The sequence below is a fragment of the Streptococcus sp. X13SY08 genome (assembly GCF_001182825.2).
Classification (GTDB): Bacteria; Bacillota; Bacilli; order Lactobacillales; family Streptococcaceae; genus Streptococcus.
This window is the reverse complement of record NZ_LFYO02000001.1, coordinates 31,099-44,343: the sequence shown is the minus strand read 5'-3', so window position 1 is coordinate 44,343 and position 13,245 is coordinate 31,099. Positions and strand designations below refer to the sequence as shown.

Below are 13,245 nucleotides of genomic sequence, written 5' to 3'. Positions count from 1 at the left end.
AAAGTCGATTTGAAGGTCGATTTTGAAATGCACAAAAGCGCACAGTGTATTATACCACAGTACGCTTGCATTTTCATCATTCTATCTTGATTTTACGTAAAGTTTACAATTAATTGACAATTTTATCCTAGTTCGACAATTTGTCCTGTTTGAATATAGATGACACGCTCACAGATATTGCTTGCATAGTCCGCAATTCGTTTCAAATGCATCATGACAGAGATACATTCAGCTCCGTTGAAGACATTTTTTGTATCCTCCTTCATGGCCAATCTGCAATCTTCAACAATTTCCTTGCGTAATGTTTCAATTTGTTCAATCGGAATACTGATTTGATTAGCTTTCTCCACATTCATTTCTTAATAAATACTTAAAGTTTCCCGTGAAACATTCAAAACCTTTTGTCCCATATCAATGAATTTTTCTTCAATAGCTGGAACTTGCTGATGCTTAGTGACTTTGATACTAGATTTAGCTACAGATGCCACATGATCTCCCATTCGCTCCAAATCAGAGCTAACCTGCATAATGGAAATAACTAAACGCAAATCTGCCACAACTGGCTGCTGAAGAGCTATCAAACGAGCGCAATCCATTTCAATGTCTTGCTCTTTTTGGTTAATGAGTCGGTCGTGCTCCATAATGGCTTGTGCACGCAGATAATCCTGATCTGCAAAAATTGCTAAAGTATCTTCTAGCGATAGATTAACCTCTTGAAACATTGTGGACAACTGTCCTTGTAAGTAGGTTAGTTCCTGTTGAAATTGTTCTCTCATATGATCTTCCTAACCAAATCGACCTGATACATAATCTTCAGTCCGCTTATCTTTTGGATTCGTAAAAATTTCTGTTGTTGGACCAAACTCACACACCTCACCAGACAGGAAAAAGGCTGTTTTATCCGAAATACGCGCTGCTTGTTGCATATTATGAGTGACAATGATGATTGTATAATCCTTCTTGAGCTCTTGCACTAAATCCTCAATTTTTAAAGTAGAAATTGGATCTAAGGCAGAAGTCGGTTCATCCATGAGTAGGACATCAGGTTCAACCGCTAAAGCACGCGCAATACAGAGCCGTTGCTGCTGTCCTCCGGATAAAGATAAGGCACTCTTTTTAAGTTTATCCTTTACTTCATCCCAAATAGCTGCGCCGCGCAGACTTTTTTCCACCAAAGCATCCAGAGTTTCCTTATCATGAATGCCATGGGTTCGAGGTCCATAGGCCACATTATCGTAAATAGACATAGCAAAGGGATTGGGCTGCTGAAAGACCATACCAACGCGCTTACGAAGATGATTAAGGTTGGTATCCTTTTTACGAATATCCTGCCCATCCAACAAAATATTCCCTTCAATTCGACAGTCCGGCACTAAATCATTCATGCGATTAAGTGATTTTAGAAAGGTTGACTTCCCACAGCCAGATTGTCCTATCAAGGCTGTTACTTGATTCTCTGGTAAATCTAAGGAAATATTTTTAAGAGCCTGAAAATCTCCATAATATAAATCCAAATTTGAAATCTGAAAATTTCCCATTGTTAGGATGCTCCTTTACTGAGTTTATTGGATAAAGTGGTGGACAAAAAGTTGATAATAAGAACAACTACGATGAGGACAACACCAGTTGCATAGACTTCATTAACATGCATGCCTTCACTTGAAAGAACATACATATGAAGCGCAAGGGATCGACCTGATGATAACAAACTAGACGGTAAATTAGTCGCCGTTCCTAAGGTATACATAAGCGCCGCTGTTTCCCCAACAATCCGTCCAACGGAAAGAATAACGCCTGCTAGAATCCCTGGTAAAGCACTAGGCAAGACAATCTTGAAAATTGTTCGCAGCTTTCCCGCACCAAGTGCAAAACTCGCTTGACGCACACTATCTGACACAGAAAGCAAGCCTTCTTCTGTCGCCCGAATAACCAAAGGTAAAACCATAATGACTGAAGTTAAAATCCCAGATAGCAAAGAATATTCGAAACCTAAGAAAATAACGAAAAACAGCATACCGAAGAGACCGAAAACAATAGACGGAGTCCCTGATAAGGTATCTGCCGCAATCCGAATTAAGGATAAAAACTTGGAATCTGGTTTGGTGTATTCAACTAAGTAGAAACCTGCAAAAACACCTAAGGGAACAACAATCAAAAGCGAAGCCAACACCAAGATAAGCGTCGTAATAATGGCTGGCATCAAGGAGACATTTTCACTGGTATAAGTCCATTCAAATAAACTTGGTGTCAAACTTGGAATTCCTTGCCAAAAAATGAAACCGATAATCAAAAACAAGGTTCCAAAGGTCAAAGTGGTCGCCAGATAAACTAGCGTTCGAATCACATACTTACTCATTTGACGGTTCTTCCTTTCATACAGGCAAATGCTCCGTTAATGACCAAAATGAAGAGGAATAGGACCGCAGATGTTGCAATCAAAGCCTCTCTATGTTCACCCGCTGCATAGGCCATTTCCAAAACGATATTAGTCGTCATGGTCCGTGTTCCACTAAATAGACCTGACGGAATGATCGGCTGATTCCCAGCAACTAAGATAACCGCCATCGTTTCACCAATTGCTCGACCAACCCCCAAAATGATAGCGGATAAAATACCTGAACGCGCCGCTGGCAACATAACCTTCATAACTGTCCGTTCATGAGTAGCTCCCAAAGCGAGGGAGCCGGTGTAATAGTGTTTGGGAACGGCCCGCAGAGCTGTCTCAGACAAAGTAATAATGGTTGGTAAAACCATAATTCCCAGCAAAAGAGAAGCTGTTAGTACACTCATTCCGTTTCCCCCAAAGGTCCGGATCCAAGGCATCAAAAGCTGTAAACCAAAAAAACCATACACAATAGAGGGAATACCCGCCATTAGACTAATCGCAAGTTTGACAAGTTTGTAAACTTTCTCTGGGCAAAAATAATCCAAGAATAAAGAGGTCAAAATCCCAACCGGAACACCCATCACGATGGCTCCCAAGGTAATGACCAAAGAACCAGCAATCATAGATAAAATTCCAAAACTCGCTGGGCTATTTGATGGTGACCAATCTTGTCCAAATAAAAAATTTGTAACGCCATAGCGTGCTATAAAAGGTAAACCATTAGCGAAAATAAAGAAGCAAATCACTAGAATCGCAACTACTGACAGGGTTGCGCTGCCTAAAAATAATCCCTCAAAGAATTTTTCTTTGAATTTTTGTTCTTTCATAATCCATCCTTTGATGATAAGAATGCGAGGCTATATTAGCCCCACATCTTTCTTTTTCTATTTCAAAGCTGACCATTCTGTCACTTTACCCACAAAGATCTGATTGACTTGATCCATCGATAAGGTTGACAGTTTGTTTTCAGTGTTGACAACTACTGCAATTCCGTCAAGAGCAATAGCATCATGCTCTACAGTAGAAACTTCATCGTCCTTCAATTCACGGGACAACATCCCGATATCAGCTGTCCCTTCTTGAGCAGCCGTCATCCCAGCAGATGATCCATTTGAGGTAATGTCAATCGTCACATTTGGATTGAGTTCCTTGTAGGCTTCTGCTAACTTTTCCATGAGAGGTGTGACTGAGGTTGATCCGACAATCGAAATTTTTCCTGAAAGATTAGCGGGACTGTAGCTGTTGGTCTCTGTTTTGGCTTGAACGTACTTATTGTCTGTTACAATTTTTTGACCTTCCTGAGAATGAATAAATTGGATAAAGTCTTGGGCTTCTTTTTTAAGCTCAGATTTCCAGACGATATTGAAAGGACGCTGAAGCGCATAAGAACCATCTAAAATCGTCTTCGTAGATGGCTCCACACCGCCGATAGATACCGATTTTACCTTATCATTTAGGGATCCGTATGAAATGTATCCAATAGCTGATGGATTCCCAGATACTGTTGAAATGACAACTTCTGTATTGTTTTGAATAATGGCTGTCTTAACAGTATTGTCAACTTCATTGTCTCCGACTCCTGTAATTTCAGTGAAGGCGCCATGCGTTCCTGAACCATCTTCACGTGAAACAACTTCAATGGTTGAGTTAGTTTGTCCCCCACTGTTATTTCCACAAGCGACAAGTGAGATAGACGCCACGGTCACGAGACCAATTTTTGCTAAAGATATAAGTTTCATATATTTTCCTTCTTTCTGTGCGTAGCCTTAAACTACATCTTCATTGTAGCAATCGTCTATCAATTTTTTATGTGGATTTTTGTAAAGATTTTGTAAAGAAAAAGTTGGGAAAATTCCCAACCTCAGTTTTTTTATAGTGATTGTAAAAGTGGTACCCTTACTGAGCTGGCTATCAACTTCCAGCTGATAGCCAAGTGCATCCAGACTTTCTTTTACAAGGGAAAGTCCAAGACCAGTTCCACCTGTCTGCCGACTTCGTCCTTTATTGGCCCGATAAAATCGATCAAATATTTTATCAATATGCTGCTCAGAGATCCCAATTCCCGTATCCCAAATCTTTAATCTATAGCCAGTGACAGTCTGCTGTAGCTCCACGCCAATCTTGCCACCTTTCTCCGTATAGCGAATGGCGTTGGATAGGAGATTTGCCAAAATTTGTTGCCACTGAAAGGCATCTGTCTGCAATAAAGCAGAGCTAGGAAGCTCGGTTTCTACTGCTAACTGCTTATCTTCTAATTAGCTGGTCAAACGCTCCCTAATCAACACGACCAAATCAACTTCTTCTAGTTGTAAATGTTTATCTTTCTGATCCAGCTTTGCCAAATTCAATAGATCACTAACGATTACTCTCCAAATGGATGATTTCTAGGAAATGACGCGAAACGGATGCATCTTCTAATCCACCATCCAGCAAGGTTTCAACAAAGCCTTTGATAGAAGTAATAGGAGTCCTAAGAGGCGTTCAAATGCGAGTGTTTCCTGATGTTCCGCATCTTCCATTTCCTATAGCTGATTTTTCAAAGATTGCAACCGTCGTTCCGCATTCTTCAAATTTTTTTGAAAAGTTTTCTTTCCACTCAGTAGAAGGTAAAGTAGTAGCAATACTGGTCCTAGTAGCCATAGCCACGCACTGTTTTAATATATTGAGGATTCTTAGTATCCTGCTCGATTTTTCACGTAAATTGCCGATATGGACATCTACCATGCGTGTTTCACCCGCATAATCGAACCCCCATATTTTTTCCAACAATCGATCTCGACTGAGTGTGCGACCAGATTGCTTAGCCAGATAGAGTAAGAGTTCAAATTCTTTAGGCGTTAAATCTACTTCTTTTTGAGCTAAAAACCTGATGACGCTCTGGAAAAATCTGCAAGTCACCAAAACATAACACTTCCTCTGTTTCATCATCTGCCTCATGAGTAGAAGATTTCACTCTCCGAAAAATCACCTTGATCCGCGCTAGCAATTCTCTTGGACTAAATGGTTTGGTCATATAATCGTCTGCTCCTAATTCTAGACCAATAATTTTATCCAATTCGTCATCCTTCGCTGTCAACATTAGAATCGGGGTATCCAACTTAGCTTGCCGAATTCGCTTACAGATTTCGATACCGTCCAAACCAGGTAACATCAAATCTAAAATAATAAAATCATGCTGCCCGTAACGCTATGGCTGTCAATGAATTAAATGCCAAAATGGGCTTGGTTTGTGCAACACCAACTGGACGACGTTTAGCACAAGAAATATTTGGAGAATAGTCATGGTAACAAGCGTTTATTTTATCAGACATGCAGAACCAAATTATGAAAATCATGATGATTTTTCGCGTGAGCTAACTCCAAAAGGTTTACAAGATAGTCAAAACCTTGTAAACCTTTTCACCACTATTCCCATTAATTTATTCTTTTCAAGGCCTTATAAGCGTTCAATTGATACCATTTCGCCACTAGCTCATTTTTTTGAAAAAGAGATTGTTCAAATAGATGATTTAAGAGAACGAAAAATCACTGATAGCTGGATTGAGGACTTTACAGGTTTTACAGAAAAGCAGTGGCTTGATTTTTCTTATCATCTTCCTGGAGGGGAATCCTTACAACAAGTTCAAGAGCGCAACATAAAGACTCTTGAAAAAATTTTACAGGTATATAGGCAACAAACGATTGTCATTGGGACACATGGAACAGCCCTGTCAACTATCCTCAACTTTTATAGTCCAAATTTTGGCCTAGCTGATTTCAACAAAATCAAGCGTATCTTTCCTTATATTATCCGCCTAGGCTTTGATAACTTGACACTCTTGTCAATCAATGAAATTCCTCTTTAGATAATGAAAAAAAGCTTTCAGTTTAACTGAAAGCTTTTTATTTTCTTAATACCAGCCGTTTGCATTCCAAAAAGCAAGTGCTGCTGACCAAGATACGTAACGATTTGCCACATAGGCATCTGCTACCCGTTCTTGGTTTTCAGCTGAATAATCACCATTCAAGTAAGTATTGGTTAATTGGTAACGACCATAATATTGACCGTTTTGTGCTGTATAAGAGCCACCAGATTCACGACGAGCAATTTCTTCCTTAGCTGCTGCCTCAGAAACATTCAAGTTTGAAGCATATGTAGAAGCTGCTGGAGTTGGAGCTGGTTCTGATACAGGTGCAGTTGCTGCCTCGGCTGCAGGAGCCGCTGCGCCAGCAGTGCCATCTTCGTTGATTTCTAATACTTGACCAACATAGATAAGATTAGCGTCTTGAATTTTATTTTCAGTGGCAATTGCATCAACCGTTGTTTCAAAAGTGACTGCCAATTCAGAAAGTGTATCTCCCGATTTTACAGTATAGGTTTCGGCGCTGGCAACACCAGCAAAAATGATAGCACTTGCTGCCACAGTAGTAGCAATCAAAGTTTTCATTTGTGAAATTTTCATGATAAAAGTCCTTTCTTTCAACTAGAATCCATCATACTCCCTTTTTATTACTTTTACTTTGTGAAACTATGACAAATATTACAAATAGATTGAAATTGGACAATAAAAAACGCCTAAATTGGCGTTTTAGCAGTTGTTTTTAAGAAAAATAGAGCAATCCCGATTAGTATCATAACCAAAATAGCGATAGTATCGGACTGTTTCCATTTAAGCACACGGTACTTACTTCGACCATCTCCACCCTGATATCCACGAGCTTCCATAGCTGTAGCAAGAGCCTCTGCTCGTTTAAAACTCGAAGCAAACAAGGGAATCAAGATGGGAATTACCGCTTTGACTTTTTGAACGATATTTCCTTCCCCAAAATCCACACCACGCGCTCGTTGCGCATTCATAATCCGTGTGGTATCATCCATCAAAGTTGGGACAAAACGCAAACTCATTGAAAACATAAGCCCAATTTCATGGACGGGAACTTTTAGAACACGAAGAGGAGCTAGCCCAGATTCGACACCATCCGCCAAACTAAGAGGAGTAGTCGTCAAAGTCAAAAGCGTTGAAAAGAAAATAATCAAAACAAAGCGCATACAAATGATAGCTGCTTGTCCAATCCCCTCAACTGTCAATTTGAAAATCCAAAATTGCCATAAAACTGTCGCACCACCAGCGAAAAAGAGCTGGAAAAAAGTTGTAAAGAGGATAATTCCCAACATAGGTTTCAATCCGTTGATAAAGAACGAAAATTTTATCTTTGACAAGAAAACCAAACTTATAACAAAAACTAACAATAAAAGATTGGTCACTGCGTTGTTGGCCCAGAAAATAATCAAAAGAAAGATAAACATAGCCAGCAACTTACTACGCGGATCTAGTTTATGAACGGGTGAATCCCCAGGAATATATCGACCTAAAATCAATCTATCCATGACCAATTACCTCCATCAATTCTTCCATAGTAGTCGGCAAGCGATCAAAGACAAAACCACGTCGTTCCAAATTAGCAGCAAACTTAGTAATTTTAGGGACCCCCAATTGAATCTCTTCTAAAAAACCAACTTCTTGGAAAATCTCTCTAGGAGAACCAGATAAAACAACCCTTCCATTTTCCAAGACATAGACAAAATCTGCGAAATCTGCCACATCATCCATCAAATGTGTCACCAAGACGATGGTCATCCCCATTTCATGCAATTGTTTAAAAATAGCCATCAATTCCTTACGGCCTGCCGGATCAAGACCAGCGGTTGGCTCGTCCAAAACTAGAACATTAGGCTCCATAGCCAAAATGCCTGCAATAGCCACACGGCGCATTTGCCCGCCTGATAGCTCAAAAGGACTACGCTCAAATAGGTCTTCTGAAATGCCTACTAACTCCAATTTCTGACGTGCAATCTTTTCGGCTTCTTCCTTTGAAACACCAAAATTTAGTGGACCAAATGCTACGTCGCGTAGTACAGTCTCATCAAAAACTTGGCTTTCAGGAAATTGGAAAACCAGACCAACTTTTTTACGAACTTGTTTGATATCTTTATTGACAGAGTCTGACGTAATGACCGTCTCATCAATCACCACTGTGCCCGAAGTTGGTACATTCAGACCATTCAATAACTGTAAAATCGTTGACTTCCCAGAACCAGTATGCCCGATTAACGCCGTGTAAGGGCCATCCACAATTGATAAGTCCACCCCCAAAAGCGCACGTCCCTCAAAAGGCGTGCCAGCTTGATAGGTGTAACTTACTTGTTGGAGAGTAATTCCCATAATTTTTCTTCTAGTTCCTCTTCTGTAAAATAGCAGAGCGGTATATCAAAACCTTCCTGACGTAGGCGATCTGCCAAATCTGTTGTAAAAGGTTCATCCAAGCCCAATTGTCCCAAATCCTTGCGCATAAAGAGTTCTGCTGGAGAGCTACTGGACTCTACTTCCCCTTTTTTCATGACAATGACACGGTCACTCAGTGCAACCTCATCCAAATCATGAGTAATGGAAATAACCGTCATTCCATGTTGGTCCTTAATTTCTTTAACAATACGAATAAGTTCTAAACGACCCTCAGAATCCAGCATGCTGGTTGCTTCGTCTAGAATAATAATCTGTGGGCGTAAAGCAACAACTCCCGCGATAGCCACACGTTGTTTTTGACCTCCTGATAAGCGTGCAGGTTCACGAGTCTTAAAGTCCGCCATACCCACCAATTCCAAAGCTTCTTGAACACGCTGGCGCATTTCTTCCAATGGAATTCCCTGATTTTCTAAACCAAAGGCTACATCATCTTCCACAGTTGCTCCGACAAACTGGTTATCTGGATTTTGAAATACCATACCAATCTGATGTCGTTTTTCCCAGATATTTTCATGAGTCAATTCCTCACCAGAGATGATGATATTGCCTGACTCAGCTTCTAAGAGTCCATCAATCAAGCGAACAGTTGTTGATTTTCCAGAACCATTGTGACCGATAATTGACAGCCACTCACCCTGTTTCACGTGAAACGAAACATCCTTAAGCGTATACTCTTGCGCATTCGCCTCATATTTGTAAAATAAGTTTTTTACTTCGATAATATTTTTCATTAGCTAAAAATGTCTTTAAATAGATAAGGCGCGCCTTTAAAATAATCATAACCTGAGTAAAGGGTGAAAAAAAGCGCGATATAAAGAGTAATTTGACCAAGGATTGTCCAGTGCAATAGAAGGAAAATAATGGCAAACATTTGTGAAAAAGTTTTAATTTTACCTGGCATTGCCGCTGCAAGAACCATTCCACCATTTTCCACTAAAAGCAAGCGAAGCCCTGTGACTGCTAACTCACGGCAGATAATGATAGCTACAACCCACGCAGGAGCAAAACCGAGCTCCACTAACATAATGAAAGCCGTCATCACCAAAATTTTGTCTGCCATCGGATCGGCAAATTTACCAAAATTCGTCACAACTTTCCATTTGCGAGCGAGATAACCATCTAAATAATCAGTGGCACTAGCCAAGGCAAAGAGAAGAGCTGCTACAGCATGGACTCCCAAGTTATTCCAAAGTGTTAGCATAAGGATAAAAATGGGAATAATCAAAATCCTTCCCAGGGTTAAGGCATTTGGTATATTTTCTTTTTTCATGATATTCCTTTACTCGATTGTCAAGTTGATTGTGGCTGTTTCTGCCGTCAATCCAGAGATATCTAGTTTTTGACCATTGACAGTTATGTCAACTCCCTTTACGACTCCTAGAGTGATGGCCGTGCTAGAAACCCCTTCTGGTATACTTGTTGTAACTGTTTTATTTTCAGGTGATAAGACAACTCCTCCTGCCAAATCTGTCTCCGCCAGACTAATCCAGCTTGTCACATCAGTAACCGTTAGTGTAACTTCTGTCGCCCCATTATTTCCTGTCAGGTTGGCAAGCAATTGATTGCCACTTCCAGAGACTGTCAACTGCCCTGCTGATGGCGCTCGAACTGGTGGTTTGAGGAACCACTTGATAAGAACTAGAGATTTTTGGTAAACGCGCTTGATTTTGAACCCGGCTGTAAACGACATAGGTCACAAAAATTAGGATAAAACTTGCTGCCAACAAAAGATAAATGAGGGGTAAAACAGAGCCTTTTTTTTGTTTGGTCTTTTTACGACGACTCCGTTCAACATCAACATTGGCTTCCTCACCAGCTTCATAATATACTACTAACCGATGATGATCATAAGCATCTAACAATACTGCTGCATCCAACTCCAATGTTTCTGCGTAGCGCTGAAGAAAAGAGCGGGTGTAGGCTTGGTCAGGAATAAATTCAAAATCATTATATTCCAAAGCCTGCAAATATTTGACTTGAATTTTTGTCATCCGCTGCAATTGATCTAAGGATAAACCTTGACTCTCACGCGCAGTTTTTAGAACTTCTCCGATACTTTTTTGCCTCATGAAGACCCCTTTCTTATTTTTTCATACAATTCAATACAATATTTTAACAGATTTTCCGTAAAAATTCGATGACTAGTTTCTATTATTTTGGAAAAATTGTAAAATCTGTCATATCACAGTTGTTAATAAAACGATGCCCTGCCTCTAAGATATCTTGTAAATTCAAATTTTTCAAGAGAGAAGGCAGATCAAACATGGACTGTCCCTCAGCTTGCTGGGCAACAAATTGACTTGCGGTTGCTTCTAGGGAATTGAGACTACGGATAAAGTCACCATATGCCTCTTTTTTGAGCAACTCGAGATGCTCTTCTGTCATATCTGGACTATTTTCAAAATCACGAATAGCTTTTCGGACAAGGTTGCATACTGCAATTGGCTCCTTGGTATCCAAAGTCATCACCATAAAGTGGCAAGCCGAATGAACCTCCAAATGAAGAGAAAATGAAGAATCAATTTTTCCAGCTTCATACAGTGTCTGATAAACCTGAGAAGCTCTTCCGAGGCAATCACATCTCGACCAGCTAAACCGATAGCCAGCTTAGGCGATGCCACATCCAGATGTATCTTGCGATGAGCTAATATATCTTCTGCATACATAGGCTGCCGCTCAATCTGCGGCTCACTCACCTCGTTCACAGGCTGATTTCGTTCCAGTAAATCCCGCCATACTTCTTCAGCACCAAAATTTCCAATTAAAAAAAGAGACATGTGTTGAGGACGGTAAAATGCGTCGTAATTCTCTGTTAAAGCCTGTACGCTTATCTCTTTAATGGAGTCTACCGTTCCCGCAATGTCCTGTGCAAGAGGCGTCTGAGGATATAGACTAGCTAAAATTTCAGTATAGAGACGATAATCGGGGTCATCTTGATACATATCAATTTCCTGTTGAATTATGTCCTTTTCTCTCTCTACTGACTCTTCTGAGAAATGAGCTTGTCCCACAAATTCTTGGAGTAATTGCAGAGCTTCTTTTACATTTTCAGTCGTTGAAAACAGATATGAAGTTTGATAAAAACCTGTATAAGCATTGATACTGGCACCAATCTTAGAAAATGCTGTCATAGCATCTTCTCCACCCTCTTGCTCAAATAATTTGTGTTCCAAAAAATGAGCAATACCAGCGGGATAGGTAGAAAATTCCTTATCCCCTACTACTTTAAAAGTCGTATCCAGAGCACCAAAATCCGCCGTTAATATCCCACAGGTTTCTGAAAAATCAGTTTTTGGAAACAAATAGAGACGCAATCCGTTCGAGAGAACAGCTTGATAGAGAGTGTCTTCTAGATAGGTATAAGTCTTTTTTTCCAGTATTCCACGAACATTTTGTTCTTACATCTTCTTTGGTCACAGCAAGGATTGCTTCTGTAAACTTCTCTTTATTCAAAAACCGCGGTCCCAGTAATTCTTGATGGTAAGTTGTCTCAACCAAATTTCGTCCCTTATCTTCTGCTACTTGAACAGCATGTAGTAGCATTTTCTTAGTCATTTCAAGCTCTTGGTCTGATATTTGACCACTCTTAATTTTGCGAACTTCTCGCTGAATGGCTTTAAGGACTGTCAACCGTTTATCCTTGTCAATTCCAGCGTAAACTCTTAGTAAACCTGAGAGAATGTTGATTTGTGTCCCAACAGTGTAGGCTAGACCTTCTTTTTCCCGGACATTAACAAATAGTTTTGAATGCGAAAAAGCTCCTAGAATACCGTTTAAAATCAAAAGAGCAGGATAATTGACATCGTTGTAAACAACCTGTAAATGATAAGCCAACTCTAAAATGGACTGGTTCGCTTCTTTTCGCTCAGCCCTTTCCTGTAAAACACTTGCAAAACCTTGGTTGTACTCAAACTCTAATTTAGGATTACGATAGGAAAATTTGAAGTTCTCAAAACGCGCGCTCACCAATTCCCTGTCCACTTGCCCCATAACAAAGATATCGATTCTATCAAAACGCAACATATCCTGTAGCGCTTTATAGGCAGTTTCAGCAGTTTCTTCTTGAGCCAATCCAACAGTGGACACTCTTGGAATCTGCAAAGATTTATCTATAAAGAAAAGGCGATTCAACTCCAAATCTGCATGGTGTGAGGAACAAATCCGTCTTTTTCGATCAAAGGTTTGAAAAGCGTAGCCTCTAAAAATTCCAAGATCTGACTAGTCAGATCTTCTTGATCTAATAGATGTTTTTTATTGATATAAGACAAGGTCACATCTACCAAGTGAACAGCTCCACAACGTGAAATACTGGTCGAAAAACTTGCTCCGTACAAACTAGCCATATGCTTACGAATAGCTTGCTGACTGGGAAAATGTTGATTTCCCATTTCTAGCATATTAGCCGCTAAAACACGACCAGCAACCGTCTTTTCGTCCATAGGTGCTGCAAATCGCAACTTTATCTGATTGGTTGTAAACTTATCTGTTGAAATAAAATGGAGATGAACTCCCTCCTGCAGCTTCATTTCTATCCCTCTTTCAAACATTGTAAACTACATTATACCATTTTGTGTT

The 13,245-nt window shown here is 40.0% G+C and carries 18 protein-coding genes and 2 pseudogenes; 1 reads left to right on the top strand and 19 read right to left on the bottom strand.

Going from position 1 to position 13,245, the window contains the following annotated elements; all coding sequences use genetic code 11:
* Nucleotides 1-122 precede the first annotated feature (122 nt).
* The 9 genes and pseudogenes from AEX56_RS00250 to AEX56_RS08065 all read right to left on the bottom strand — a co-directional run.
* Nucleotides 123-350 carry a PhoU domain-containing protein gene (locus AEX56_RS00250; RefSeq protein ID WP_049617450.1) on the bottom strand — a complete coding sequence of 76 codons (228 nt, stop codon included), beginning with the start codon at nucleotides 348-350 and terminating at the stop codon, nucleotides 123-125.
* A 9-nt stretch (nucleotides 351-359) separates the two neighbouring features.
* Nucleotides 360-776, bottom strand: a complete 417-nt coding sequence (locus AEX56_RS00245; protein ID WP_049617449.1) for a phosphate signaling complex PhoU family protein — start codon at nucleotides 774-776, stop codon at nucleotides 360-362.
* A gap of 9 nt (nucleotides 777-785) precedes the next feature.
* Nucleotides 786-1,538, bottom strand: a complete 753-nt coding sequence (gene pstB, locus AEX56_RS00240) for a phosphate ABC transporter ATP-binding protein PstB (RefSeq protein WP_049617448.1) — start codon at nucleotides 1,536-1,538, stop codon at nucleotides 786-788.
* 2 nt (nucleotides 1,539-1,540) lie between these two features.
* A complete protein-coding gene (gene pstA / locus AEX56_RS00235; protein WP_049617447.1) occupies nucleotides 1,541-2,356 on the bottom strand; it encodes a phosphate ABC transporter permease PstA in 816 nt (271 codons plus the stop codon).
* Nucleotides 2,353-3,213, bottom strand: a complete 861-nt coding sequence (gene pstC, locus AEX56_RS00230) for a phosphate ABC transporter permease subunit PstC (RefSeq protein WP_049617446.1) — start codon at nucleotides 3,211-3,213, stop codon at nucleotides 2,353-2,355. The genes pstA and pstC overlap by 4 nt, the downstream gene beginning before the upstream one ends.
* 57 nt (nucleotides 3,214-3,270) lie before the next feature.
* Nucleotides 3,271-4,125, bottom strand: coding sequence for a substrate-binding domain-containing protein (locus tag AEX56_RS00225; protein WP_049617445.1), 855 nt, complete (start codon nucleotides 4,123-4,125; stop codon nucleotides 3,271-3,273).
* 27 nt (nucleotides 4,126-4,152) lie between these two features.
* Nucleotides 4,153-4,590 carry a sensor histidine kinase gene (locus tag AEX56_RS00220; protein ID WP_049617444.1) on the bottom strand — a complete coding sequence of 146 codons (438 nt, stop codon included), beginning with the start codon at nucleotides 4,588-4,590 and terminating at the stop codon, nucleotides 4,153-4,155.
* 151 nt (nucleotides 4,591-4,741) lie between these two features.
* Nucleotides 4,742-4,849, bottom strand: coding sequence for a hypothetical protein (locus tag AEX56_RS09410; RefSeq protein ID WP_131542301.1), 108 nt, complete (start codon nucleotides 4,847-4,849; stop codon nucleotides 4,742-4,744).
* Between the two features lie 166 nt (nucleotides 4,850-5,015).
* A pseudogene (locus AEX56_RS08065) lies at nucleotides 5,016-5,558 on the bottom strand (winged helix-turn-helix domain-containing protein); the annotation flags it as partial.
* 109 nt (nucleotides 5,559-5,667) lie between these two features.
* Here AEX56_RS08065 and AEX56_RS00205 point away from each other — a divergent pair.
* Complete coding sequence (locus tag AEX56_RS00205) at nucleotides 5,668-6,231, top strand: histidine phosphatase family protein (RefSeq protein ID WP_049617443.1); 564 nt, start codon at nucleotides 5,668-5,670, stop codon at nucleotides 6,229-6,231.
* 45 nt (nucleotides 6,232-6,276) lie between these two features.
* Here AEX56_RS00205 and AEX56_RS00200 read toward each other — a convergent pair whose 3' ends face one another.
* The 10 genes and pseudogenes from AEX56_RS00200 to AEX56_RS08700 form a co-directional block, all read right to left on the bottom strand.
* A complete protein-coding gene (locus AEX56_RS00200) occupies nucleotides 6,277-6,828 on the bottom strand; it encodes a LysM peptidoglycan-binding domain-containing protein (RefSeq protein WP_082326122.1) in 552 nt (183 codons plus the stop codon).
* Between the two features lie 113 nt (nucleotides 6,829-6,941).
* Nucleotides 6,942-7,754, bottom strand: a complete 813-nt coding sequence (locus AEX56_RS00195; protein WP_049617441.1) for an energy-coupling factor transporter transmembrane component T family protein — start codon at nucleotides 7,752-7,754, stop codon at nucleotides 6,942-6,944.
* Complete coding sequence (locus AEX56_RS00190) at nucleotides 7,747-8,589, bottom strand: energy-coupling factor transporter ATPase (RefSeq protein WP_049617440.1); 843 nt, start codon at nucleotides 8,587-8,589, stop codon at nucleotides 7,747-7,749. Before AEX56_RS00190 ends, AEX56_RS00195 begins: the two co-directional genes overlap by 8 nt.
* Nucleotides 8,565-9,401: an energy-coupling factor ABC transporter ATP-binding protein gene (locus AEX56_RS00185; protein WP_049617439.1), complete on the bottom strand. Its 837-nt coding sequence runs from the start codon at nucleotides 9,399-9,401 to the stop codon at nucleotides 8,565-8,567. The genes AEX56_RS00190 and AEX56_RS00185 overlap by 25 nt, the downstream gene beginning before the upstream one ends.
* On the bottom strand, nucleotides 9,401-9,940 hold the full coding sequence (pgsA, locus tag AEX56_RS00180; RefSeq protein ID WP_049617438.1) for a CDP-diacylglycerol--glycerol-3-phosphate 3-phosphatidyltransferase: 540 nt from the start codon (nucleotides 9,938-9,940) through the stop codon (nucleotides 9,401-9,403). Before pgsA ends, AEX56_RS00185 begins: the two co-directional genes overlap by 1 nt.
* Before the next feature lie 9 nt (nucleotides 9,941-9,949).
* A complete protein-coding gene (locus tag AEX56_RS08705; RefSeq protein WP_236682927.1) occupies nucleotides 9,950-10,255 on the bottom strand; it encodes a hypothetical protein in 306 nt (101 codons plus the stop codon).
* Entirely contained in the window at nucleotides 10,203-10,739 is a 537-nt protein-coding gene (locus tag AEX56_RS00175; protein WP_236682926.1) for a helix-turn-helix domain-containing protein, read from the bottom strand. Before AEX56_RS00175 ends, AEX56_RS08705 begins: the two co-directional genes overlap by 53 nt.
* Before the next feature lie 82 nt (nucleotides 10,740-10,821).
* Nucleotides 10,822-12,050: pseudogene (gene yfmH, locus AEX56_RS00170) on the bottom strand (EF-P 5-aminopentanol modification-associated protein YfmH).
* On the bottom strand, nucleotides 11,956-12,771 hold the full coding sequence (locus tag AEX56_RS00165; RefSeq protein WP_236682925.1) for a M16 family metallopeptidase: 816 nt from the start codon (nucleotides 12,769-12,771) through the stop codon (nucleotides 11,956-11,958). The pseudogene yfmH and the gene AEX56_RS00165 overlap by 95 nt, the downstream one beginning before the upstream one ends.
* A 26-nt stretch (nucleotides 12,772-12,797) precedes the next feature.
* On the bottom strand, nucleotides 12,798-13,196 hold the full coding sequence (locus AEX56_RS08700) for a hypothetical protein (RefSeq protein ID WP_053093880.1): 399 nt from the start codon (nucleotides 13,194-13,196) through the stop codon (nucleotides 12,798-12,800).
* Nucleotides 13,197-13,245: the final 49 nt, after the last annotated feature.